The sequence below is a fragment of the Bacillus sp. SJZ110 genome (assembly GCF_006715455.1).
GTDB lineage: Bacteria > Bacillota > Bacilli > Bacillales > Bacillaceae > Bacillus > Bacillus subtilis.
Genome location: NZ_VFNF01000001.1, coordinates 720329 through 745856, shown reverse-complemented (window position 1 = coordinate 745856; position 25528 = coordinate 720329). Strand labels below are relative to the sequence as shown.

Sequence of the window (25528 nt, the reverse complement as noted above, 5' to 3'; positions counted from 1 at the left end):
AGGTGTATGTCGTGAGGATTAGCTCTTGTTTATATGGTTTTGTAGCTCATGGGGCAGTATTTTTGTTTACTGGTGGCTGCATGCTCTTGGCTATGGCAGCCAGCTTGCCTTTTGTTTTTCTGCTTGATCGGCTGCCTGATGTCGTCTTTACAGCAGGTGCCATTCTTACGCTGCTATGTTCATATGCTTATGTCTGGTTTTGGGCGGTCCGATTTGCATATAACCAGAAAATGCGCCTGTTTGAGGTTCAATTGGGGTCCTTTGTGTTGCTAGCCCTCATGATATCTTTGTTTTTATTGGATGGATCTAGTATGAAAGACATCATGATGAATTGGGACGATGCAGGCTGTGCTTTTGTGCCGCCGGCTTTTACATTTTTGTGTCTTTCTTATGCACTGGTGCTGCTGCCGGTCTATCAATCTAAGCTGTGGCGTCTTATCCTTCCGAATGGCGTCCGCATGAAAGATATCTTTCATGTCTTTGGAGATCTGATGCTGATCATGGTGCTTCTGATCGGAGCCACTTTGCTGTTTCTATCATTGTAGTATGCCGTTTCAGTAGGATATTCCCACTGATCTCCTGTTCAATATATGTTTTAATAGTACATGACTATGAAAATGAGAAGGAGAGCATCATGAAGATTTCTATCGTAATTGTGACCTATAATCGGATTCCGGCTTTGTGTGAGCTTTTGGAGTCGATTTCCCGCCAGACCTTGAAGCCGTATGAAATTATTATTGTGAATGATGCCGGGGAATCGGTCGTGCCGGTCAAAGCACTGTATCCGGAGCTGCCGATTGCTGTCATCAATTTAGAAAAGAACTCGGGGCATGTGGCTGCGAGAAATGCCGGTGTAAAAGAGGCGTCTGGCGATTGCATTATGCTGTGTGATGACGATGATTTCTTTACGCCAGGGCATATCGAGAAAATGGCAAAGGAAATAGAAACGGCTGACTTCGTTCATTCTGATGCGGAAATAGTTTCGTTTGAAGAGAAATACGGAACAAGATATCCAGTGTCACGGAAATTGTTTGCTTATACCGCTGACTATGAGGATATGAGAGTGTTTTCTACATACGTGCCGTCGGGCAGCATGTACAGACGTTTTCTGCATGATGAAATCGGGTATTTCGATGCTGATGTGCACAATTACTGGGATTGGGATTTTTATCTGCGCGCGGCCAAGGATTACCGGGTGAAGCGTGTCCCTTGCGCCAGTGTGATTTATGCCTTCAGTGACGCGGGAGACAATCAGTCTGCGGACCTTGGCGCCAAGCGGAAGCAATATTTGGATCGTTTAAGTGAAAAGCACGGACTCGGGGAGCTGCCGACGAAAAACTTTGCCGTCCTGCTTGAAGAGCCTGAGATGAAGAGGCGGGAAGCAAAAAGTGAAATGGTTTGGGATGGCGAGCCTGTCTATTCCAGACTTCAGCGTTCGTAAGGGGGCCTGAATCTTGAAACAGCTTTTACAAGACAGCTGGTGGAATCAGCTAAAGGAAGAGTTTGAGAAACCGTATTATCAAGAGCTCAGAGAAATGCTAAAGCGGGAATACGCGGAGCAAACGATTTATCCGGACAGCCGGGATATTTTCAATGCGCTGCATTATACATCATATGATGATGTCAAGGTCGTCATTCTGGGACAAGATCCGTATCACGGGCCGGGACAGGCTCAAGGTTTAAGCTTCTCTGTCAAGCCCGGTGTAAAGCAGCCGCCTTCGTTAAAAAATATTTTTCTTGAACTGCAGCAGGACATCGGGTGCAGCATCCCGAATCACGGGTCGCTTGTGAGCTGGGCAAAGCAAGGTGTTCTTTTGCTGAATACTGTGCTGACAGTAAGGCGCGGACAGGCGAATTCCCATAAGGGAAAAGGCTGGGAGCGACTGACGGACCGAATTATTGACGTGCTGAGTGAAAGGGAGCGGCCGGTTATCTTTATTTTGTGGGGACGGCATGCTCAAATGAAAAAAGAACGGATCGACACGTCCAAGCATTTTATCATTGAATCGACGCATCCCAGCCCGTTTTCGGCGAGAAACGGATTTTTCGGGAGCAGACCGTTTTCCCGGGCGAATGCCTATTTGGAGAAAATGGGAGAGGCACCGATTGATTGGTGTATTAAGGATTTGTAAAAAGCGCAGGTGATCTGCGCTTTTTATTTGAGTATTTTTCGAATCATTCGCAGCCCGTTTTTGGAGGAAGGATAACGAAATGCGAAGTCGAAGCGGTTCGTTTGTTTGACGACGCTTTTTTTGTGCGTGAATGTGTTAAAACTGTCAAATCCGTGATAGCTGCCGATGCCGCTTTCCCCGACGCCGCCGAATGGCAAATACGGCGTCGCCACATGCATTAACGTATCATTGACACAGCCCCCGCCAAACGACAGATTTCCTAAAACAGCGCGCTCAATTTCTTTGTTTGTGGTGAAGAGATACAGGGCGAGCGGCTTAGGGCGCGATTGGACTTTTTCAATGACTTCCCCGATATCGCGGTATGTAAAGAGCGGAAGAATCGGCCCGAAAATCTCCTCCTGCATCACTGGAGAGTCATCCCTCACTTGTTCGAGAATGGTCGGCGCAATTTTGTGATGATTGGGATTAGATTGTCCGCCTGTGAGTGGGATGCCGTCATTCAGAAAGCTGAGCAGCCGCTGATAGTGCCGTTCACTGACGATTTTGCCGTACTGCGGATTCCGTTCCGGCTGAGGGCCGTAAAATTCTCTGATCGCACGATTCATTTCTTCTGTGAGCTTCGTTTTGATGTCCTCGTGGACAAATAAATAATCCGGTGCGATGCAGGTTTGTCCCGCATTTGTAAATTTCCCGAAGACGATGCGTTTGGCGGCAAGCTGAATGTCAGCATCTTTATGGACGATGCAGGGACTTTTGCCGCCGAGCTCCAAGGTTACGGGAATTAATTGTTTGGCGGCGGCCTCCATGACGATTTTTCCCACGGCTACGCTGCCTGTAAAGAAAATGTAGTCAAAGGGCTGCTGTAATAATGCTGTGCTGACGTCGGGCCCGCCTTCTGCCATAGCGACATAATCGGTCGGAAAAACGCTGCTGATGAGTTTCGAAAGTGCAGCGGAAACAGCCGGCGTATATTCTGATGGCTTGAGAACGACCGTGTTCCCCGCCGCAATGGCTCCAATCAACGGAGAAAGCGCCAGCTGCAAGGGATAGTTCCAAGGCGCAATCACCAAAACGGTTCCATACGGCTCAGGGATGATGATGCTTTTGGAGCCTAGATGAGTCAACGGCGTTTTGACTCGTTTCGGCTTGGACCATTTTCTCAGCCGTTTCATGACAAAGCTGATTTCCTCCAAGACGATTCCGATTTCTGTTGAGTATGCTTCTTGCTCGGATTTGTGGAGATCCTGGTAGAGAGCGGCTATGAGATCGGCTTCATGAGTTCTGACGGCTTGTTTCAGCTTTCGCAAAATGTTCAGTCTCGATTCAAGCGGTCTCGTATGTCCCGCCGCAAAATAGGCTTTATGCTTGCTGATGATAGAGGGGATGCTGTTCATTCCGTTTCTCCTTTTTGTAAGGTATGGTGATTTATTATGTGAAAAATCTCTTCTGCTTGTCAATCGCGCAAGGTTTGTCAGAAAAAATAACAAACTCATATCTGCGTTTACAGCAGGAATTTGATAAAATGCAGGAAGACAACATTTATTTTTTTGGAGGGTGCTTCATGAACATTCATATATCTGCATTAATTCAAAAGATGGAAGAGGAGCTGAAAAAAGCAAAAACAGCTGAACGGGATGAGGAGCTGAAGCGTTATGTAGCGGTTGTCCGTTCTCTGTGTGATGTCGTGCTTGATCAGCCGGAGAACGTGAGCGCGCCCCGCATACAGCCGAGCGTTACGCCAAGTCCTGCCGCGCCGCCATCGACAGACCAGCTGATGATGGAAAAAATGATGGGGAGCGCGGGATTAAACAAATTTCGAAAGCAAGAAAAAGAGAAGCAGGAAGAGGATGGAAACGGAGAGTCTTTATTTGATTTTTAAAGAGAGAGGTTGAGCTTACGTGAAATTGGTTCTTGGCGCGCTGCAATGGACAGCGTTTATCATTGCTGCGGCGATAGTTGTTCCGGTGGCGGTTGCCCAGTCGTTTCATCTGGATCACTCAGATTCTGCAAGATTGATTCAAAGCACTTTTTTTGTACTGGGAATTGCCGCCGTCATTCAGTGTTTGAAAGGCCACAGACTGCCGATTAATGAAAGCCCAGCCGGCTTGTGGTGGGGAGTGTATACGATCTACGCAGGGCTGACGGGAACTGTGTTTGCGACATATGGAGACACACTGCGGGGTTTGCAGGGAGCTCTTCTTGTAAGCGCTGTATGTTTCTTTTTGTTAAGTGTTTTCAAGGTCATTGACAGACTTGCAAAATTGTTTACTCCGGTTGTAACGGGCGTCTATTTATTGCTTCTTGTCATGCAGCTGAGTCAGCCCATTATAAAAGGAATTCTCGGAATCGGTTATCGACAGGACGGGGTGGACGGTCTTGTATTTGGCCTGGCGCTTGTTGTGATCGCAGCCGCCTTTATAATGACAAATTCGAACATCATGTTTTTTAAGCAATATTCTATTTTATTAGCCTTGTTCGGCGGATGGGTGCTGTTTGCGGCTGCCGGAGCGGCAAAGCCGATTGAAATGCCGGACCGGCTGTTTCAGCTGCCTTCCCTGTTTCCTTTTGGGACACCATTATTTAACAGCGGCCTGATCATCACTTCTATTTTTATTACCATCTTGCTGATCGTGAATATGCTGGCGAGCATGAAGGTCGTGGACATCGCCGTGAAAAAATTCAGCAAACAGCCTGATGGAAAGCATCATGAACGCCATGCCGGTTTTGCCGCTTCATTCAGCCATCTGCTTAGCGGTTTGACGGGAGCCATTGCGCCTGTTCCGATTTCGGGAGCCGCAGGTTTTATTGAAACGACCAAAATGCCTTCTAAAAAACCGTTTATGCTCGGCAGTATTCTGGTTATCGTGATCAGCGTGATCCCGTTTTTTATGAATGCGTTTGCGAGCCTGCCGTCACCCGTTGGATTTGCGGTGAATTTTGTTGTGTTCTCCGCAATGGGCGGTCTGGCCTTTGCCGAATTTGATTCATATGAGAAAGAAGAATCAAAAAGGGTGAGGTCTATCATCGGCATCTCGCTGCTGACAGGGGTCGGTATCATGTTTGTTCCTGAAACTGCGTTAAAGGGATTGCATCCGGTATTTATTTCTCTATTAAGCAACGGGCTCGTATTAGGGACGCTTGCTGCAATAGCGGCTGACCAGTTCCAGCTTTGGCGCAGGAGAAAATCCGACAATCTCGTGTCAACGGAGAACAAACATTGAATTTTGGTGCAGGTGCGATAAGATAAATGATATGAGTTTAACGAAAAGGCGGGAGAGATAGATGAAAGTTTTTATCATATTAGGGGCTATTAACGCCCTGCTTGCCGTGGGACTCGGAGCATTCGGCGCTCACGGATTAGAAGGGAAAATACCTGATAAATATCTTCAGGTTTGGCACACAGGCGTGCAGTATCATATGTATCACGCCCTTGGGTTATTCGTTGTCGCGTTTCTGGCTGATAAATTATCCGGCATAGGCAGTGTCACGACAGCCGGATGGCTGATGTTTGCGGGAATTGTGCTGTTTTCCGGAAGCTTATATATTCTAAGTGTGACGCAAATCTCCATTCTTGGAGCGATCACCCCGCTCGGCGGTGTGGCGTTTATTATTTCTTGGATTATGATCGTTGTCGCAGCCGTCAAATATCTATAAACAAAAAAGCCAATCCTCATCATTTGAGTGATTGGCTTTTTTCTTATCTTGGCGAATAGGACGCCATGGAATATGGATACGTATAAGCAATTTCTTCATCAAATGTAATGTAATCGAGGTAGATTGTCAGGAGCAGGTAGCGTGTTCCTGATTTCGGGTCGCTGATAATAATGTGATCCCGGCCCGCAGCTTCGATGACGCCGCGAAAAATCTTCGAGCCCCATTCCTTGCTGTTTTCAAATGTCATATAAATGGTGGCCGTTTTTCCCCGATTCAGGCGCAAAATATTCTCGATGTAAGATTCCTCAACAGGCAGCATGCCGGGAACGCTTTGGCCCGGTCCTGACGGTGTAGGCCCCGATGGAATTTGAAAACCGCCGCCCTGCTGCTGGCCCGGGAATCCAAATCCCTGCTGTCCTTGTTGTCCTTGCTGTCCCTGCTGCATTGGCATCATTGGCTGCATCCCCATTGGCTGCATTTGTGAGCCTTGGCCTTGCTGCGGGTACGGGTTGGCGCCAAACTGAGGCTGATACCCCTGCATATTATCAAATGCCTGCATTTGCTGATATTGATTTTTTTTCGGTTTCATATCGTTCCTCCTTTTTATGAAAACCATTCAAAACATGTTCTGGATGTATAGGTGAACGCTCCGCGATGACTCACCTCCGATGGAAAACGATCTTAGTCGCTGGTGCGATTTTTATCTCTTTCACCTTATGAGGCTGATGCTTGGATTATGCTGAAAAAGAACAGCGGACCGATCAGATTTCGCTCTGGGCAACCGCTGTTTTTCATAGACATACACAAACTTTTCGCATATTGGTTTGTATCCCTAGCGCAACTTGAGCATAAGCAACATAAGATAACGATAGTTTCAGGTGTGAAGTTCCAAGAAGGAGGTGTAGGATTTGCCTAAAGTATCAGTCATTATGACGAGCTATAACAAAAGCGATTATGTGGCAAAGTCCATTTCTAGCATACTCTCACAAACGTTTTCAGATTTTGAATTGTTTATTATGGATGACAACTCCAATGAAGGGACGCTGAATGTAATCCGTCCTTTTTTGAATGATAACCGAGTGCGTTTTTATCAAAGCGATATATCTGGAGTGAAGGAAAGAACAGAAAAAACGAGATACGCGGCACTGATCAATCAGGCGATTGAGATGGCGGAGGGTGAATATATCACCTATGCGACGGATGACAACATCTATATGCCGGACCGCCTCCTGAAAATGGTGCGGGAGCTCGATACCCATCCTGAAAAGGCTGTGATTTACTCAGCCTCCAAAACCTATCATTTAAACGAGAATCGCGACATTGTAAAAGAAACTGTCAGGCCTGCCGCTCAAGTGACATGGAACGCACCGTGCGCAATTGATCATTGCTCGGTGATGCACAGGTATTCGGTGCTTGAGAAGGTAAAGGAGAAGTTTGGCTCCTATTGGGATGAAAGCCCGGCGTTTTACCGTATTGGAGATGCTCGGTTCTTTTGGAGAGTCAATCATTTTTATCCGTTTTACCCACTGGATGAGGAGCTGGACCTGAATTATATTACCGACCAATCGATTCACTTTCAGCTGTTTGAATCAGAAAAAAATGAATTTGTCAGGAACCTTCCTCCGCAGCGAAATTGCCGAGAACTGCGTGAATCATTAAAAAAGCTTGGAATGGGGTGAGAGCTTGTCGGCCTATTTAAGCAATTATTGGGTGCTGTACCGGAAGTACGTGGAGCTTTTTGACAAACTTCGCTACAAAGGGATTCCGCTTGGGCTTATCAGTAATTTTTATCAATACATCAGCCCTGAGCTGAGGGTGATGATGGAAGAAGAACCGGAATTATTCGGATCGGTAGATCAGCATATCGATGAGGGACAGATTCAGCCGTTTTTTGAAGAAAGAATCCAAAACATCGTTAAAACAAATGTCAAACCTGTTAAAGGGAAAGTCATTTTGCACTTTGATTACCTGCGTTTTTCAAACGAAAATTACTATCAATTTGATCCTGAAAAAACGGCTGTTTTGGCCAGATGGAGTTTGCCGCATTATTGTGATCTGCCTGTAATTAGCAAGCGGGAGATTGCGGATTCATGCCAAAAAGGCGATTCGAAGCAGTATCTCGAAACAGCCTGTTCGCTTCTCGCCCCTTATGATGATCACCCGGCATTTGGTGATCAAGCGTTTCGCGACCGGCTTTTCAAAGATATTCCTTTATTTATAGAGGCCATTGATACAGTTGATGCGCTGTTTGAACAGGAAAAGATTTCAGCTGTTATTGTCGGAACGGCAGAAGACATTTACAGCAGGGTGCTCGCTCTCATGTGTCAAAGAAAAGGGGCCGTCAGCATTTGTCTTCAGCATGGCGCATTGATGGGAGATGAAGCCTTCATTCCTGTTTTTACAACCTATCAAGCTGTTTTTGGTGCGTATGAAGCAGAGTGGTTCATACGAAAAGGCTGTAAACCCGAGCAGATTCTCGTAACGGGACATCCCCGGTTCGATCAGATTTTTAACAGAACGCCTATGGATATGTCCATATTCTATCGAAAACTTGCTTTTCAGCCGACTAAAAAAATTGTGCTCATTGCCACTCAGCCCTTTTCAGAAGACTTTTATTCCGGTGTGCTGCAGGGGCTTTCTGATCAGAAGCAGCTGCAGATTATTATCAAACCTCACCCGTGGGAAATCGGAAAAAACAAGCTTGATCTGTATCACGAGGCGGCGAAAAAACATAAAGCATGCAGAGTCATCAAAAAGGAGCTGGAGCTTTATGATTTGCTGCCGTATGCTGATGCCGCAGTGACGCAAACCTCGACAGTCGGTCTTGAAGCCATGCTGTTTCAAAAGCCTGTGCTGATCGGAAAATCGTCCGGAAATCGCTCGTATCCGTATTATGAGTCTCTTGGCGATTTTATGTTTGACCAGCCGGATGAACTAGCGCACACCTTGGTTGAAGTTCTTCGAAGGCCCGACGTGCATCAAAAAGCAGAAGAGGCGCGATTGGCATTCATAGCGGCTAATTATCCGGTGGCAGAATCAACAAATGCTTTATTTGCGGAACTGAAAGCCAAAACAGGGGTTGATTACAGGCGGGAAGATACTGAATAAAATGATAGGAGCGCAAAGAAATGGTGCAAAAGAGAAATCATTTTCTCCCTTACTCATTGCCGTTAATCGGTAAGGAAGAAATTCAGGAGGTTACAGAAACGCTTGAATCGGGATGGCTCTCTAAAGGCCCGAAGGTTCAGCAGTTTGAAAAAGAGTTTGCCGCGTTTGTCGGGGCGAAGCACGCCGTGGCGGTGAATTCATGTACCGCAGCTTTATTTTTGGCTTTGAAAGCAAAAGGGATCGGGCCCGGGGACGAGGTCATTACCTCTCCGCTTACGTTCAGCTCGACCGCCAATACGATTATTCATGCGGGAGCGACGCCTGTGTTTGCGGATATTGACGAAAACACGCTCAATATTGACCCGGTAAAGCTTGAGGCGGCCGTCACACCGCGAACGAAAGCAGTTGTGCCCGTCCACTTTGGCGGGCAGTCCTGCGATATGGATGCAATATTGGCTATTGCCCAAAATCATGGTTTATTCGTGCTGGAGGATGCGGCACATGCGGTATATACGACTTATAAGCAAAGAATGATCGGTTCTATCGGGGATGCAACGGCATTCAGCTTTTACGCCACCAAAAACCTCGCGACAGGGGAAGGCGGCATGCTGACGACTGATGATGAGGAGCTTGCCGATAAGATACGGGTGCTAAGCCTTCACGGCATGAGTAAAGCCGCATGGAACCGTTATTCTTCAAATGGCAGCTGGTACTATGAAGTCGAATCGCCCGGCTATAAGATGAATATGTTTGATTTGCAGGCGGCCCTCGGACTTCATCAGCTGAAACGGCTGGATGATATGCAGAAACGGAGAGAAGAGATTGCCGGCCGCTATCAAACCGCTTTTCAGCAGATTCCTGGGCTGATCACGCCGTTTGTCCATGATGACGGCAGGCACGCCTGGCATCTATATGTTCTGCAAGTTGATGAAAAAAAGGCCGGGGTTACGCGCAGCGAAATGATTACGGCTTTAAAGGATGAATACAATATCGGCACTAGCGTTCATTTTATTCCAGTACACATTCATCCGTATTATCAAAAGCAATTTGGATATAAGGAAGCGGACTTTCCGAATGCCATGAATTACTATAAACGAACCCTTTCTCTCCCGCTCTATCCATCAATGTCTGACGACGATGTAGATGATGTCATTGAAGCTGTGCGGGATATCGTAAAAGGGGCTGATTAAGTGTATACGGTAAAAGAAAATGTCTCCAAAGAGGCAATTGAGGAATTTCTCCAAAGCAGAAAGCTTACATTGGATGTTCCGTATCAATTTTCCCTCGGCCTTTTTGAAAACAGCAGGCTCCAAGGCGTATTGCTTTACGAAGATTCTTTGTGGGAAAGCAAGGTGCTTCAGAAGAAAGTCATGAACGTCAAACTTCTTGCGGCAAATAGTACCGGGCAGCTAAAGAGGCTGTTTGAAGCTTTTTATACTGTACGCCAAATGGATGAAACGGATTTTATCTTTGTCCGTGTTCCGGCTGAAGATATCGGAGCCGCGCATGTGATACAACAGCAGCCATCCTCTTACTTTGTCGGGAGTTTGCTGAAGCTGGCGATGCCTCCGTCTTTTTATGACAAAACACCGCCATTTTTTGAACTGGGCCCGCCTGAGCCCGGAGACACAGAAGCGATATGTGAGCTGGCCCGAGACTCGTTTACAAAAAGCAGATATTTTCAGGATCCTCATCTCAGCCGCGATGCAGCAAACGAAATATTTCAGGAGTGGACACGAAACAATCTGAATGGAAGGGCGGCGGTCAATATTGTCGCTAAACACAATGGCGAGGTCATCGGCTATCTTCAGGGCTTATCAAGAGATGATGAGTGCATTCTCGATTTGATGGCTGTAAAGCCGGGATTTGAAGGGAAACGTATTGCGTTTCATTTATTGGCGAATCTCATAGAACAACCGGAGACCCAGAAGCATAGAACGGTAACAGCGGGGACGCAGCTTCACAATGTAAGGGCGATCCGCCTTTATGAACGAATGGGCTTCACCGCTGAACAATCGTATTACTATTATCATATTTGGCCGGGCAAGGAGGCGAAATAATGGCAGCGTTTCAGATCGCGAATAAAACTGTAGGCAAAGACGCTCCTGTTTTTATTATTGCTGAGGCGGGGATTAATCATGACGGGAAGCTTGATCAGGCTTTTGCGCTGATAGACGCCGCGGCGGAAGCGGGAGCGGATGCCGTGAAATTTCAAATGTTCCAAGCTGATAGGATGTACCAGAAAGATCCTGGTTTGTACAAGACGGCAGCGGGCAAGGACGTCTCTATTTTTTCTTTGGTTCAATCTATGGAAATGCCTGCTGAGTGGATTTTACCGCTATTGGATTACTGCCGCGAAAAGCAGGTGATCTTTTTAAGTACGGTATGTGACGAGGGGTCAGCTGATCTGCTTCAGTCTACCTCGCCGAGCGCTTTTAAAATCGCATCCTATGAAATTAACCATCTCCCGCTGCTTAAATATGTCGCCCGGCTGAACAGGCCGATGATTTTCTCGACAGCCGGAGCTGAAATCTCTGATGTTCACGAAGCTTGGCGCACCATCAGGGCAGAGGGAAACAATCAAATTGCCATAATGCATTGTGTGGCGAAATACCCAGCACCGCCGGAGTACAGCAACCTCAGCGTCATTCCGATGCTTGCCGCCGCTTTTCCTGAGGCGGTAATCGGCTTCTCCGATCATAGCGAGCATCCGACAGAAGCGCCGTGTGCCGCGGTTCGGCTCGGAGCAAAACTGATAGAAAAGCATTTTACGATCGATAAAAATCTGCCGGGTGCCGACCACTCGTTTGCATTAAATCCGGATGAATTGAAAGAAATGGTCAATGGCATCAGGAAAACGGAAGCTGAGCTGAAACAGGGGATCACAAAGCCGGTCTCAGAAAAACTGCTTGGCAGTTCATACAAAACAACGACCGCCATCGAAGGAGAAATCAGAAACTTTGCATACAGAGGCATTTTTACAACAGCTCCGATTCAAAAAGGTGAAGCCTTTAGTGAAGACAATATCGCAGTGCTTCGGCCCGGACAAAAGCCGCAGGGGCTGCACCCGAGATTTTTTGAACTGCTGACCAGCGGTGTTCGGGCTGTAAGAGACATTCCGGCCGACACAGGCATTGTCTGGGATGACATTTTACTGAAGGACAGCCCGTTTCATGAATGATATTCTCTTTATCATTCAAGCAAGAATGGGTTCAACAAGGCTTCCGGGAAAAGTGCTTCGGCCGCTCGGATCGAATCGTTTACTTGATATTCTCGTTCACCGTGTCCGGCAAAGCGCGTTTTACCAAAAGGATCGGGATAATCTTGTCATCGCCACGTCTGACAAAGAAACTGACGACATATTAGAGGCGCACTGTATCAAACAAGGCTTTCGTGTTTTCCGCGGGAGCGAAGAACGTGTCCTCGATAGGTTTGTGAAGGTCATAGAAGCTGTTAAACCGTCAGTCATCATCCGGTTAACGGGTGATAATCCGTTTGTCGATCCGGAGCTGCTCGATGTAATGATTAAGGCGCATTTTGATCAAGGGTCGGATTATACGTATATCCTGAATGCCCCATTAGGGATTTGCGGCGAAGTGGTCAACGCCAACCTGTTAATTGACATCAGCCGTATTCAGAATATGGAGGATCAATATCAGGAGCATGTCACGTTATATATAAGGAATCATCCAGCTCTTTATCGTGTGCAGTTTTTAGAGGCGCCGGAACGATTTCGCGCCCCTCAATATCGGCTGACCATTGATACAAAGGAAGACTATGAATCGATAAAGGCTCTCTATCAAAAAGCAGGCGAGCGCCCCGATGTATCCGCCTCAGAGCTTATCACCCTTCTGAACCGGAATCCCGATGCGGCAATCGAACGAGAGGCTGAATAGCCATGCATGTTGGGATCTTCGCAGACGGCGGCTATGAAAAGGGAATGGGCCATGTTGTCCGGATGAAGAGACTTGCGGAGGGGCTCAAACAGCGATGCTTGATTACGTTTTATACGAATCAGGATTCTGAAGCGTTTCTTCATGAAGAGCATTGGCAGGTCATCGTAAAGCCGGAGCTGCAGCAGCACGAGTTTATTCTCCGGGAAATAAAAAGCAAGAAGCTTGATTTGCTTTTGTTTGATATTCTAGGCGCGCCTGCAGAGCTGTTAAAGAAAATAAAGACGGAGACAGATGCGAAAATTGTTCTTTTTGAAGAGAAAAACGGTAAATCGATTCAATATAGTGACTCAGTCATTAACGGAATTTACGGTGACATCAGAAGCAGGGTGTACGTTCAGGGAAACACACGCATCTATGAAGGCCCGGACTATCTTATTCTTCACCCCGCCTTTCAGGCCGCAAGAGAGGATTACACACTTAAGAAAGACTGCCGCAATATCCTTGTTGCATTAGGAGGAAGTGATCCGAAGCAGCTTATTTTTAAAGTGCTGGCTGCCGCTGATCAAGTCCCCGACATAAAAGACAAAAACATAATGTTTGTAATGGGGAGCGCTTCACCGCATCAAGAGGCAGTCCGAAGGCGGATCGAAAAGAAGCCGCAGTACAAGATGATCGAACAGACAAATGATATGGCAGGTTTGATGAAACAAGCGGACGCAGCCATTGTCGCCGGCGGCATCTCTCTATATGAAGCCATTTGCATCGGCGTGCCGTGCCTTGTTCTTTCTCAGGTTGAGCATCAAACGGCAACAGCAAAAACATTTGCTGGCCAAGGCGCCGCTCTTGATCTTGGTTTGGGTGAGCTTGTACCGGATGAAACACTCATCTATCAGATGTCACGCATTATGAGCAGCTATCCTCTTCGCCTTTCTTTGCATAAGGGAGGAAGGCCGCTCGTGGATGGCAAAGGCATTATGCGGGTAACAGCTATTCTTCAAGATTTATATGAACAAAAGATATAAAAATGCATGTAAGGAAGTGTTAATGTGAAAGGTGTTATTTTAGCCGGAGGAAACGGCTCACGCCTTATGCCCTTAACGAAAGCCGTCAACAAGCATTTGCTTCCTGTAGGCCCGTATCCGATGATATACTGGTCGATTATGAAGCTGGAGGAAGCCGGAATAAAAGACATTTTACTCATCAGCCAAAAAGAGCATATGCCGCAATTTTATAAACTGCTTGGAAACGGAGAAGAGCTTGGCGTTACTATCACTTATCAAGTACAGCCGGCAGCATCGGGCATTTCGGATGGGCTGTCTTATGCAAAGCGCTTTACGAAAAAAGAGTCTTTCATTTTATTATTAGGTGATAATATATTTGAAGATTCATTAAAGCCTTATACAGAACGCTTTGAACAGCAGGGGAAAGGAGCAAAAGTGCTTCTGAAAGAAGTTGATGACCCGGAACGCTTCGGGATTGCTGAGATTGATGAGAAAAACAAGCGGATTCGTTCCATCATCGAAAAGCCCGAACAGCCACCGACCAACCTTTGTGTTACCGGCATTTATATGTATGATGCAGAGGTGTTTTCGTATATTGAACAAATATCACCATCAAAGCGCGGCGAGCTGGAAATCACCGATGTGAATAATCTATACATCGAAAACAGCCAGCTTACGTATGATGTGTTATCAGGCTGGTGGGTAGATGCCGGAACTCACGAATCGCTTTATCTCGCTTCCCAGCTTGTACACCAGGCTTTACGGAAAGGACAGGACGAAAAGTGATGGCAAAATCATATTTAATTACAGGCGGGGCCGGCTTCATCGGGCTCACGTTTACAAAGCTCATGCTGAGGGAAACGGATGCGCGCATTACCGTTTTAGATAAACTGACGTACGCCAGCCACCCGGAGGAAATGGAAAAATTAAAGCAAAACAGCCGTTTTCGCTTTGTAAAAGGGGACATCAGCGTTCAGGAGGATATCGACCGCGCTTTTGACGAGACCTACGATGGCGTCATTCACTTCGCAGCAGAATCGCATGTGGACAGAAGCATTTCCCAAGCGGAGCCGTTTATCACCACAAATGTCATGGGGACATACCGATTGGCGGAAGCGGTCTTGAAAGGAAAAGCCAAGAAGCTGATTCATATTTCAACAGATGAGGTATACGGGGATTTAAAAGCGGATGATCCCGCGTTTACAGAAACGACGCCGCTTTCTCCTAATAACCCATACTCAGCCAGCAAAGCAAGCTCTGATTTGCTCGTGTTGTCTTATGTGAAAACCCACAAGCTTCCGGCCATCATTACACGATGCAGCAACAATTACGGACCTTATCAGCACAGCGAAAAAATGATTCCGACGATTATCCGTCATGCGAAGCAGGGCCTGCCTGTTCCGCTGTATGGCGATGGACTCCAGATCCGAGACTGGCTGTTTGCGGAGGATCATTGCCGCGCGATCAAGCTGATTTTAGAAAAAGGGACCGACGGCGAGGTGTATAACATCGGAGGCGGAAATGAACGCACGAATAAAGAGCTGGCGAGTGCCATTTTGAAGCATCTGGGCTGTGAGGAATTGTTCGCCCACGTGGAAGACCGAAAAGGGCATGACCGGCGCTATGCGATCAATGCATCAAAGCTGAAAAACGAACTGGGCTGGCGGCAGGAAGTGACGTTTGAAGAAGGCATTGCGCGTACGATTCAGTGGTATACAGACAATGACCGATGAGAAGGTGATCTGATTGACAAAGGTATTGGTGACTGGGGCGGGAGGACAGCTTGGCTTGGAACTATGCCGCCAGCTGAAGCAAGCCGGATATGAGGTCATTGCGTTAACAAAGAAGATGATGAACATTGCTGACCAGCGCTCAGTACGGCATTCGTTTGGCCATTATCAGCCGGATATCGTGGTCAATAGCGCCGCGTTTACGTCGGTTGATCAATGCGAGAAAGAGCTTGATAAAGCGTACTTGATTAACGGAATCGGCGCTTATTATACAGCGCTTGAGTCAACCCGCATCGGAGCTCAATATGTTCATATCAGCACGGACTATGTATTCAATGGGAAAGGAACCCAGCCATATAGGGAAGACGATCCCCTCGATCCGAAAACCATTTATGGCAAAAGCAAAAGGCTCGGAGAAGAACTGATACGATTAACGACAAAAGACAGCACGATCATCAGAACATCGTGGGTGTACGGACATGGCGGCAGTAATTTCGTTGAAACCATGCTGAAGCTTGCTGAAACGAAACAAGAGCTTCGGGTTGTCAGCGATCAAATTGGTTCGCCGACTTATACGAAGGATTTAGCAGAAGCGGTCATCAAACTGTTCAGCCATCCGCCGGGCATCTATCATGTCAGTAATTCAGGCATATGCAGCTGGTATGAGTTTGCGACGGCAATTATGGAAGAAAGCGGGCTGGAAACAGCCATTTTGCCTGTAACGACAGAGGAATATGGGAACAAAACGCCCCGTCCGGCTTACTCTGTGCTGAGCCATCAGGCCATTGAAGAAGCTGGCATCCGTCCCCGCCACTGGCGGGAAGCATTACGGGAGTATTTGCAGGAAAGGAGCAGGTGCGTGTGATTGATGGAGTCAAGGTAAAAAAATTGAGAAAGCATAGCGATGACAGAGGCTTTTTTGCTGAGCTGGTCCGGGACGATGAGAATCTCCTTGAGCATTTTGGGCAGGCCTCTTGGTCGAAAAGCTATCCGGGTGTGATTAAGGCATTTCATTATCATGAGAAGCAGGATGATCTCTGGTTCTTCCCAACCGGCCACGCTCAGGTTGTCCTATACGATCTTCGAGAGGATTCAAAGACAAAAGGAGAAACGGACGTCTATTATATGGGCGAAGACAACCCGATGCTGTTATTAATCCCAAAAGGGGTGGCTCACGGATACAGAGTGCTGGGAGAGACGCCGCTGACAATTATCTATTTTACCACCATGTCGTATAATCCGGATCAGCCTGATGAAAAAAGAATTCCGTGGAATGATGAGACGATCGGTTTTAACTGGAACACTGAATTCAGATAAAAATAGGAACTTGATCAATCGAAGAGCAGAGGCATCTTCGACTTTTTTTTGTCCTTTTTTAAAATAGGATAAAAGATAGGAAATGTCAGGCGGATGTTACTAGAAAAAGAGAGAGAAATCGTCCATTTGAACCTTGTATAAACAGGAAGGAATTCTCAATTAATTCCAAGTGTTAATATTCCTTAAAAAGCATTTACTTCCATGGAAAATGATGATAGATTAATTTTTAAGAAAAAGAACTGGTAATTCGCGAATTACGAAAAAGCGCTTTTTCTGCAGAGGACGCTCTGGCCAAATTTCAACAATCAATTAGGGGGAAATGTCATGTTAAAAAGAACTTCATTCGTATCTTCATTATTCATCAGTTCAGCTGTTTTACTATCAATCTTACTTCCTTCGGGCCAAGCTCATGCACAGTCTGCATCAATCGAGGCAAAAACAATTAACAGCACGAAAGAGTGGACCACTTCTGATATTGAAGTGACATATAAACCAAATGCGGTGCTTTCTCTCGGAGCGGTAGAATTTCAATTTCCTGACGGGTTTCATGCTACGACAAGAGATTCAGTGAATGGAAGAACACTGAAAGAAACACAGATTTTAAACGATGGAAAAACAGTCAGACTCCCGCTTACGCTTGATTTGTTAGGCGCATCCGAATTTGACCTCGTCATGGTGCGCAAAACCCTTCCGCGCGCAGGCACTTACACGATTAAAGGCGATGTAGTAAACGGTTTGGGAATCGGCAGTTTAAATGCTGAAACGCAGCTTGTGATTGACCCTCGTTAATAAATAGATTTTTAATCAGAGACTGAGATGTTTTCAGTCTCTTTTTTGTTGATTAAAAAAGCTGGTACGGATCTTGCATGATGATAAGGGTGAATCCAATGCAGAAAGGAATTGGCGGGCTGATTTTTTAAAGCGCTTACATTACAGCCGGTCAAAAAAACAATGAGGTGAAAAAGATGTCAGCAAAGCAAGTCTCGAAAGATGAAGAAAAAGAAGCTCTTAACTTATTTCTGTCTACCCAAACAATCATTAAGGAAGCCCTTCGGAAGCTGGGTTATCCGGGAGATATGTATGAACTCATGAAAGAGCCGCAGAGAATGCTCACTGTCCGCATTCCGGTCAAAATGGACAATGGGAGCGTCAAAGTGTTCACAGGCTACCGGTCACAGCACAATGATGCTGTCGGTCCGACAAAGGGGGGCGTACGTTTCCATCCAGAAGTCAATGAAGAGGAAGTAAAGGCGTTATCCATTTGGATGACGCTCAAATGCGGGATTGCCAATCTTCCTTACGGCGGCGGGAAGGGCGGTATTATTTGTGATCCGCGGACAATGTCATTTGGAGAACTGGAAAGGCTGAGCAGGGGGTATGTCCGTGCCATCAGCCAGATCGTCGGTCCGACAAAGGATATTCCAGCTCCAGATGTATACACAAATTCGCAGATTATGGCGTGGATGATGGATGAGTACAGCCGGCTGCGGGAATTCGATTCTCCGGGCTTTATTACAGGTAAACCGCTTGTTTTGGGAGGATCGCAAGGACGGGAAACGGCGACGGCACAGGGCGTCACGATTTGTATTGAAGAGGCGGTGAAGAAAAAAGGGATCAAGCTGCAAAACGCGCGCATCATCATACAGGGCTTTGGAAACGCGGGTAGCTTCCTGGCCAAATTCATGCACGATGCGGGCGCGAAGGTGATCGGGATTTCTGATGCCAATGGCGGGCTCTACAACCCGGACGGCCTTGATATTCCTTATTTGCTCGATAAACGGGACAGCTTCGGTATGGTCACCAACTTATTTACTGACGTCATCACAAATGAGGAGCTGCTTGAAAAGGATTGCGATATTTTAGTGCCTGCCGCGATTTCCAATCAAATCACAGCCAAAAACGCACATAACATTCAGGCGTCAATTGTTGTCGAAGCGGCGAACGGCCCGACAACCATTGATGCCACTAAGATCCTGAATGAAAGAGGCGTGCTGCTTGTGCCGGATATCCTGGCGAGTGCTGGCGGCGTCACGGTTTCTTATTTTGAATGGGTGCAAAACAACCAAGGATATTATTGGTCAGAAGAAGAGGTTGCAGAAAAACTGAGAAACGTCATGGTCAGCTCGTTCGAAACAATTTATCAGACAGCGGCAACACATAAAGTGGATATGCGTTTGGCGGCTTACATGACGGGCATCAGAAAATCGGCAGAAGCATCGCGATTCCGCGGATGGGTCTAATTTGAGAAGCCTCCGCAAAATAATTTTGCGTTTGTTTTTTGCCTAAAGAGCAAAAATCGCAAAATAAATTTGCGTTCAAGATCGGAAATAGAGAAAGATGATCACCTGTTAGACAAATTTCTGTTCGATTCAACAAGTTTTTTCAGCAAAAGACAAGAAAATGGCATGATTCTTGCATTTTTATTCATATGCGAAGATATATTTCATAACACGAGGGGGACTACATATGACAGTCACATACGCGCACGAACCATTTACCGATTTTACGGAAGCAAAGAATAAAACTGCATTTGGGGAGTCATTGGCCTTTGTAAACACTCAGCTCGGCAAACATTATCCGCTTGTCATAAATGGAGAAAAAATTGAAACGGACCGCAAAATCATTTCCATTAACCCGGCAAATAAAGAAGAGATCATTGGGTACGCGTCTACAGCAGATCAAGAGCTTGCTGAAAAAGCAATGCAAGCCGCATTACAGGCATTTGATTCCTGGAAAAAACAAAGACCGGAGCACCGCGCGAATATTCTCTTTAAGGCAGCGGCTATTTTGCGCAGAAGAAAGCATGAATTTTCAAGCTATCTTGTGAAGGAAGCGGGAAAACCGTGGAAGGAAGCAGATGCGGACACGGCTGAAGCGATAGACTTTTTAGAGTTCTATGCGCGCCAAATGTTAAAGCTCAAGGAAGGGGCTCCGGTGAAGAGCCGTGCTGGCGAGTTCAATCAATATCATTACGAAGCGCTTGGCGTCGGCATCGTCATTTCTCCATTTAACTTCCCGCTCGCGATTATGGCGGGAACAGCGGCGGCAGCCATTGTGACAGGAAATACGATTCTCTTAAAACCGGCTGACGCAGCCCCGGTAGTGGCAGCAAAATTTGTCGAGGTCATGGAGGAAGCGGGTCTGCCAAACGGCGTTCTGAATTACATTCCGGGAGATGGAGCGGAGATCGGTGACTTCTTAGTTGAGCATCCGAAGACACGGTTTGTCTCATTTACAGGTTCCCGTGCAGTCGGCTGCCGGATTTATGAGCGAGCCGCCAAAGTGCAGCCGGGCCAAAAATGGCTCAAACGGGTAATTGCAGAAATGGGCGGAAAAGACACAGTGCTTGTCGACAAGGACGCTGATCTTGACCTTGCTGCATCCTCTATCGTGTATTCAGCATTTGGATATTCAGGACAGAAGTGTTCTGCGGGCTCCCGCGCGGTCATCCATCAGGATGTGTATGATGATGTGGTGGGAAAAGCTGTGGAGCTGACCAAAACGCTGACTGTCGGCAATCCAGAAGATCCTGATACGTATATGGGTCCCGTGATTCATGAAGCATCCTACAACAAAGTGATGAAATACATTGAAATCGGCAAATCTGAAGGCAAGCTATTGGCCGGCGGAGAAGGCGATGATTCAAAAGGCTACTTTATTCAGCCGACGATCTTTGCAGATGTTGATGAAAACGCCCGCTTGATGCAGGAAGAAATTTTCGGCCCGGTTGTTGCGATTTGCAAAGCGCGTGATTTCGATCATATGCTGGAGATTGCCAATAACACGGAATACGGATTAACAGGTGCGCTTCTGACGAAAAACCGTGCGCACATTGAACGGGCGCGCGAGGATTTCCATGTCGGAAACCTATATTTTAACAGAGGATGTACCGGAGCAATTGTCGGCTATCAGCCGTTCGGCGGTTTTAATATGTCAGGAACAGACTCAAAAGCAGGGGGTCCCGATTACTTAATTCTTCATATGCAAGCCAAAACAACGTCCGAAGCTTTTTGATTTGAGAGAAATAAAATCGTGCGATTCTTTAGAGGATCGCACGATTTCAACTTTTTGATCAGGAGGACAATTTATGCAGTATACAAAAATCAGTCACATGAATCCGGCTGAAAGAGTGGAGGCGCTGACAGCATCTCTGGTCAGCCTCAGCAGCGTGAACGGCACCGTTGGAGAAGGGACAAAAGCAGATTTCATCAAAGAAGTGATCACGAGCTATCCATATTTTCAGGAAAACCCCAGTCATGTGTGGGAACAGGCCATTCCCAATGACCCATACAATCGCAAAAATATTTTTGCGTTTATTAAAGGACATGGAGAAAGCCGAAATACAGTCATTTACCATGCCCATCTGGATACAGTTGGAATTGAAGATTTCGGCCCTTTAAAGGATATCGCTTTTGATTGTGAGAAATTGGCCGAGTATTTCAGCCGCTATGAGTTCGATCAGGATGTTCAGCGGGATGCCAAATCAGGCGATTGGATGTTCGGAAGAGGATCTGTCGATATGCAAAGCGGCATCGCCGTGCATTTAGCCAATCTCCTGCATTTTTCGGAGAACCTTGAGACGTTGCCGGGAAATGTATTGTTTATGGCCAATCCCGATGAGGAGAGCCAGCATTCGGGCATTCTCGCCAGCATTTCAGAGCTGAACCGGCTAAAAAAAGAAAAACAGCTTCACTATTTGGCTGCTATTAATACGGATTTTATTACCCCGCTTTACGATGGTGATCAGACAAGATATATCTATACCGGAGCCGCGGGAAAACTGCTGCCGTGCTTTTACATCCACGGGCGGGAAGTCCATGTTGGCGATACACTGGCAGGGATTGACCCGAATTTCATTTCATCTGAAATCACAAGCCGTCTCCACAATAACATCCATCTGGCAGAAAAGGTTGAAGGGGAGTTGGTTCTGCCACCATCCTGTTTGTATCAGCGTGATAACAAGGAATCCTATAATGTGCAAACGGCTGTCAGCACCAGCTTGTATTTCAATTGTTTTATTTATGAAAGAACAGCAAAAGAAATGATGGATTTGCTTATTGAAGTCACTGAGGAAGCATGCCGAGAGACACAACAAAAATTATCAGATTATTATGAAGAATATGCAAAAAGAGCCAACCTGCCAAAGAAACATTTATCATGGGACATTCAAGTGTATAGCCTGGAGCAATACTTAGAAAAGCTGAGAAACCGGGGGATTGATCCCGAGCAGTGTATCGAGCAGACATTCAAAGCCAACGAGCACCTTGAACTTCGCATGAGATGCTTTCAGGCAATCGAAGAGCTTCAAAAGCTTGACCCCGATCAAGGCGCAAAAGTCATTCTATTTTACGCACCTCCTTACCTGCCGCATAACTATTTGAAAGAAGATAGCACAAGAGATCAGCTTTTGCAGCATGTGATTAAAGAAGCGGCTGACAAAACCGCTGAATCGACAGGCGAAACATTTGTCTTCAAAAAGTTTTTCCCCTACTTGGCAGACGGCAGTTTTTTATCACTGCACGAAACCGATGGCGAAATTGATTCTTTTATCAGGAACTTTCCTGGGTGGAATAGGATTGGGACCATTCCGTTCAAAGACATACGCAAGCTGAATATTCCATCCATTAATATGGGTGTGTACGGAAAAGACGGCCATAAATGGACAGAACGAGTCTATAAACCGTACACATTTCATGTATTGCCTTTCCTCATACAGCAAACCACCGTTCACCTTTTGCAGAGCTACCGGATGACCATCACGGCAAAAGAATCAAAGGGGGAAGGATGATGCAGAATCATAAAAATGAATTGCAGCGCAGCATGAAAAGCAGGCATTTGTTTATGATTGCTTTGGGAGGGGTGATTGGCACTGGGCTGTTTCTAGGCTCTGGCTTTACCATTAGCCAGGCGGGACCGCTCGGCGCCATTGCCGCTTATATCATCGGCGGATTTTTAATGTATCTCGTCATGCTTTGTTTAGGAGAATTGGCTGTTGCCATGCCGGTGGCCGGATCGTTTCAGGCCTACGCCACTAAATTTCTGGGACCGTCGACAGGCTTTATGATTGGCTGGCTGTATTGGTTCAGCTGGGCGAATACAGTGGGGTTAGAGCTGACGTCAGCAGGCATTTTGATGCAAAGGTGGCTGCCCTCCGTTCCGATCTGGATATGGTGCCTCGTGTTCGGCATCGTCATCTTTTTGATTAATGCGCTCTCTGTCAGAAGCTTTGCGGAAATGGAATTTTGGTTTTCAAGCATCAAAGTGGCGGCGATCATATTATTTATTGTGATTGGCGGAGCCGCTGTGTTTGGCTTGATTGACTTTAAAGGCGGACAGGAGACACCCTTTTTGTCTAACTTTATGACTGATAGAGGACTTTTCCCTAATGGGGTGCTGGCCGTTATGTTTACGCTGGTCATGGTGAACTTCTCCTTTCAGGGAACGGAGCTTGTCGGCATTGCGGCAGGGGAAAGTGAAAGCCCGGAAAAAACACTGCCAAAGTCCATTCGAAATGTCATTTGGCGCACGCTGTTTTTCTTTGTGCTCGCTATGTTCGTCTTGGTTGCCATCCTTCCGTACAAAACGGCGGGGGTGATTGAAAGCCCATTTGTAGCGGTACTCGATCAAATCGGCATCCCATTTTCGGCAGATATCATGAACTTTGTCATCTTAACAGCCATTTTATCTGTTGCTAATTCGGGGTTGTATGCGGCGTCGCGTATGATGTGGTCACTTTCATCAAATCAAATGGGTCCATCCTTTCTCACCAGACTGACAAAAAAAGGCGTGCCGATGAATGCCCTGCTGATTACGTTGGGCATTTCAGGCTGTTCGCTGCTGACAAGTGTCATGGCCGCAGAAACAGTGTATTTATGGTGTATCTCAATCTCGGGCATGGTGACAGTTGTCGCGTGGATGTCCATTTGTGCGTCGCAATTTTTCTTTCGCAGACGTTTCCTTGCTGAAGGCGGAAATGTGAATGATCTGGAGTTCAGAACGCCGCTTTATCCGCTAGTCCCGATGCTCGGATTTTGTTTATATGGCTGCGTGTTGATCAGCCTTATTTTCATTCCGGATCAAAGAATCGGCTTATACTGCGGTGTGCCGATCATTATTTTCTGCTATGCATACTATCATCTAAGCATCAAAAAGCGTATAAATCATGAACCGATTGAAAAAAAGCAGACAGAGGCGCAATAGAAAAAGCTCTCCGGGAGGCCGGAGAGCTTTTTCTACGTGTTACATCCTCATGTATTTTTAGAATGAAATATAGAAATATATAATGGGGTTTAAATGAAAATAATAAATGTTATAAAGATTTCGTTCGAATTGTAAATAATGAAAAAACAATGCTAAACTATAATACAACTTTATGATAAGAAGATTATGGAAGAGGTGTTTGAGAAAGAATGAACAGCAATCAAAACAATGACATCAAAACAAAACATCATTTTCCGTTATTGTTGGCACTGGCTTTAACGATGGGGGTATTTGCAGCCGGATCTGAAGAGCTTGTGATCTCACCGCTGCTGCCGGATTTAGCAAAAGCCTTCAGCTCAGATGTCAGTGTCCTTGCATTATCTATCAGTATTTACGGCATTATGATTTTTATCGGTGCGCCGCTTTTGGTTCCATTAGGCGATAAATACTCCAGAGAACTGAGCTTATTGGCCGGGCTTATGATCTTTATCATAGGAACGGTGATATGCGCTTTGGCTCAAAATATTTTTTTCTTCTTTTTAGGCCGGGCGCTCTCGGGATTGGCTGCGGGAGCGTTTGTTCCGACCGCATACGCAGTTGTCGGTGATCGTGTTCCTTATACATACCGGGGCAAGGTGATGGGACTGATCGTTTCAAGCTGGTCGCTGGCGCTGATTTTCGGAGTGCCGCTCGGATCATTTATCGGCGGCGTCCTGCATTGGAGATGGACGTTTTGGATTTTCGCCTTGATGGGCGTTTTAGTTGTCCTGCTGATTCTCCTTGAAATGCGCCGCCATGCCCAACATAAAAACAGCGGCAAGGAAGAAATAGAAGAGCCGGCAGGAACATTCCGGGATGCGCTGAAAGTCCCTCGTGTACCTGTTTATATCACGATAACTTTTTGTAATATGATTGGTTTTTACGGTATGTATTCCTTTTTAGGCACCTATCTTCAAGACGTTTTTACCGGAGGAAACACGGCTGCGGGCTTATTTATCATGATTTATGGAATCGGGTTTTCCATGAGTGTGATTACAGGAAAGATAGCCGACCGCATCGGAAAAATGCGCTCCCTTTTGATTGCGCTGGGGGTCATCAGCGTTCTGCTGGCGTGTTTACCATATGCGCCGGCGTCAATGTTTCTGTTAATCGTCAGCCTATTTATTTGGGGATTAATGCAAAGTTTGACGGTGACGCTGCTCAGCACCATTTTGAGTGACTGCTCAGAGCGTCATCGCGGAAAAGTCATGGTGTTTTACAGCCTCGCCTCGAATCTGGCCGTGACATTAGGTTCTGCTTTAATGGGACCCGTCTATGTGGCATACGGCTATGCAGCTGTCGGATTGATTTGCGCAGCCATCACAGTCCTCGGATTTGTGCTCAGTATATTCGCATATAAAAAGTACGGCAAACTTGAGCAGAAGGCCGATCAGTCCTTATCTCAATAAACAAAGTTTCTAAATTCCTATAATTAAAAACCCTTTATAAAG

General features: G+C 46.4%; 24 protein-coding genes and 1 pseudogene. 23 read left to right on the top strand and 2 right to left on the bottom strand.

Translation table 11 applies throughout. The features are described 5' to 3' along the window. Positions 1-11: 11 nt before the first annotated feature. The 3 genes from FB592_RS03745 to FB592_RS03735 all read left to right on the top strand — a co-directional run bounded on the left by FB592_RS03745 (position 12) and on the right by FB592_RS03735 (position 2132). The gene (locus FB592_RS03745) at positions 12-545 is read left to right on the top strand and encodes a hypothetical protein (protein ID WP_009968358.1); all 534 of its coding nucleotides are present in this window, start codon (positions 12-14) and stop codon (positions 543-545) included. 89 nt (positions 546-634) lie between these two features. Then, positions 635-1441 carry a glycosyltransferase family 2 protein gene (locus tag FB592_RS03740; RefSeq protein ID WP_038828109.1) on the top strand — a complete coding sequence of 269 codons (807 nt, stop codon included), beginning with the start codon at positions 635-637 and terminating at the stop codon, positions 1439-1441. Positions 1442-1454: 13 nt separating this feature from the next. Beyond that, positions 1455-2132: a uracil-DNA glycosylase gene (locus FB592_RS03735; RefSeq protein WP_003242965.1), complete on the top strand. Its 678-nt coding sequence runs from the start codon at positions 1455-1457 to the stop codon at positions 2130-2132. Between the two features lie 23 nt (positions 2133-2155). On the opposite strand, the gene FB592_RS03730 is transcribed toward FB592_RS03735, so the two are convergent. Continuing rightward, complete coding sequence (locus FB592_RS03730) at positions 2156-3526, bottom strand: aldehyde dehydrogenase (RefSeq protein ID WP_038828108.1); 1371 nt, start codon at positions 3524-3526, stop codon at positions 2156-2158. Between the two features lie 167 nt (positions 3527-3693). Here FB592_RS03730 and FB592_RS03725 point away from each other — a divergent pair, with 167 nt between their 5' ends. The 3 genes from FB592_RS03725 to FB592_RS03715 all read left to right on the top strand — a co-directional run bounded on the left by FB592_RS03725 (position 3694) and on the right by FB592_RS03715 (position 5786). Then, a complete protein-coding gene (locus tag FB592_RS03725; protein WP_014481255.1) occupies positions 3694-4011 on the top strand; it encodes a YwdI family protein in 318 nt (105 codons plus the stop codon). A gap of 19 nt (positions 4012-4030) precedes the next feature. Next, entirely contained in the window at positions 4031-5353 is a 1323-nt protein-coding gene (locus FB592_RS03720; RefSeq protein WP_042975412.1) for a purine/pyrimidine permease, read from the top strand. Between the two features lie 61 nt (positions 5354-5414). Beyond that, on the top strand, positions 5415-5786 hold the full coding sequence (locus FB592_RS03715; protein WP_003227446.1) for a DUF423 domain-containing protein: 372 nt from the start codon (positions 5415-5417) through the stop codon (positions 5784-5786). 43 nt (positions 5787-5829) lie between these two features. Here FB592_RS03715 and gerQ read toward each other — a convergent pair whose 3' ends face one another. Next, complete coding sequence (gene gerQ / locus FB592_RS03710; protein ID WP_014481253.1) at positions 5830-6375, bottom strand: spore coat protein GerQ; 546 nt, start codon at positions 6373-6375, stop codon at positions 5830-5832. A 319-nt stretch (positions 6376-6694) separates the two neighbouring features. Here gerQ and spsA point away from each other — a divergent pair, with 319 nt between their 5' ends. From spsA to FB592_RS03620, 17 genes and pseudogenes are all read left to right on the top strand, one after another. After that, positions 6695-7465 carry a spore coat dTDP-glycosyltransferase SpsA gene (spsA, locus tag FB592_RS03700; protein WP_141949277.1) on the top strand — a complete coding sequence of 257 codons (771 nt, stop codon included), beginning with the start codon at positions 6695-6697 and terminating at the stop codon, positions 7463-7465. A 4-nt stretch (positions 7466-7469) separates the two neighbouring features. After that, positions 7470-8894, top strand: coding sequence for a CDP-glycerol glycerophosphotransferase family protein (locus tag FB592_RS03695; RefSeq protein WP_064671811.1), 1425 nt, complete (start codon positions 7470-7472; stop codon positions 8892-8894). A 20-nt stretch (positions 8895-8914) separates the two neighbouring features. After that, the gene (locus FB592_RS03690) at positions 8915-10084 is read left to right on the top strand and encodes a DegT/DnrJ/EryC1/StrS family aminotransferase (protein WP_141949276.1); all 1170 of its coding nucleotides are present in this window, start codon (positions 8915-8917) and stop codon (positions 10082-10084) included. Beyond that, complete coding sequence (locus FB592_RS03685; RefSeq protein WP_003243179.1) at positions 10085-10954, top strand: GNAT family N-acetyltransferase; 870 nt, start codon at positions 10085-10087, stop codon at positions 10952-10954. It begins immediately after the preceding gene. Further along, positions 10954-12075, top strand: coding sequence for an N-acetylneuraminate synthase family protein (locus tag FB592_RS03680; RefSeq protein WP_038828099.1), 1122 nt, complete (start codon positions 10954-10956; stop codon positions 12073-12075). The genes FB592_RS03685 and FB592_RS03680 overlap by 1 nt, the downstream gene beginning before the upstream one ends. After that, the gene (locus FB592_RS03675; protein ID WP_032725144.1) at positions 12068-12790 is read left to right on the top strand and encodes a glycosyltransferase family protein; all 723 of its coding nucleotides are present in this window, start codon (positions 12068-12070) and stop codon (positions 12788-12790) included. Before FB592_RS03680 ends, FB592_RS03675 begins: the two co-directional genes overlap by 8 nt. Positions 12791-12792: 2 nt before the next feature. Continuing rightward, on the top strand, positions 12793-13812 hold the full coding sequence (locus FB592_RS03670) for a PseG/SpsG family protein (protein WP_124047840.1): 1020 nt from the start codon (positions 12793-12795) through the stop codon (positions 13810-13812). Positions 13813-13836: 24 nt separating this feature from the next. Further along, entirely contained in the window at positions 13837-14577 is a 741-nt protein-coding gene (locus FB592_RS03665) for a sugar phosphate nucleotidyltransferase (protein WP_014478328.1), read from the top strand. Continuing rightward, entirely contained in the window at positions 14577-15524 is a 948-nt protein-coding gene (gene rfbB / locus FB592_RS03660) for a dTDP-glucose 4,6-dehydratase (RefSeq protein ID WP_072173258.1), read from the top strand. The genes FB592_RS03665 and rfbB overlap by 1 nt, the downstream gene beginning before the upstream one ends. A gap of 13 nt (positions 15525-15537) precedes the next feature. Next, positions 15538-16390: pseudogene (gene rfbD, locus FB592_RS03655) on the top strand (dTDP-4-dehydrorhamnose reductase). Beyond that, entirely contained in the window at positions 16383-16838 is a 456-nt protein-coding gene (locus FB592_RS03650; protein ID WP_032727110.1) for a dTDP-4-dehydrorhamnose 3,5-epimerase family protein, read from the top strand. The pseudogene rfbD and the gene FB592_RS03650 overlap by 8 nt, the downstream one beginning before the upstream one ends. Before the next feature lie 324 nt (positions 16839-17162). Beyond that, positions 17163-17627, top strand: coding sequence for a biofilm surface layer hydrophobin BslB (gene bslB, locus FB592_RS03645; RefSeq protein ID WP_014478326.1), 465 nt, complete (start codon positions 17163-17165; stop codon positions 17625-17627). Between the two features lie 176 nt (positions 17628-17803). Beyond that, positions 17804-19078 (top strand): glutamate dehydrogenase, encoded by a 1275-nt coding sequence (gene rocG / locus FB592_RS03640; protein ID WP_015250966.1) that lies wholly within the window; start codon positions 17804-17806, stop codon positions 19076-19078. 226 nt (positions 19079-19304) lie between these two features. Further along, the gene (gene pruA, locus FB592_RS03635) at positions 19305-20852 is read left to right on the top strand and encodes an L-glutamate gamma-semialdehyde dehydrogenase (protein ID WP_141949274.1); all 1548 of its coding nucleotides are present in this window, start codon (positions 19305-19307) and stop codon (positions 20850-20852) included. A 73-nt stretch (positions 20853-20925) separates the two neighbouring features. Then, positions 20926-22626, top strand: a complete 1701-nt coding sequence (locus FB592_RS03630; RefSeq protein WP_101502525.1) for a M20 family metallopeptidase — start codon at positions 20926-20928, stop codon at positions 22624-22626. Then, entirely contained in the window at positions 22626-24038 is a 1413-nt protein-coding gene (locus FB592_RS03625; protein ID WP_021480909.1) for an amino acid permease, read from the top strand. The genes FB592_RS03630 and FB592_RS03625 overlap by 1 nt, the downstream gene beginning before the upstream one ends. Before the next feature lie 209 nt (positions 24039-24247). Next, positions 24248-25486 carry an MFS transporter gene (locus FB592_RS03620; RefSeq protein WP_015384960.1) on the top strand — a complete coding sequence of 413 codons (1239 nt, stop codon included), beginning with the start codon at positions 24248-24250 and terminating at the stop codon, positions 25484-25486. Positions 25487-25528 lie beyond the last annotated feature (42 nt).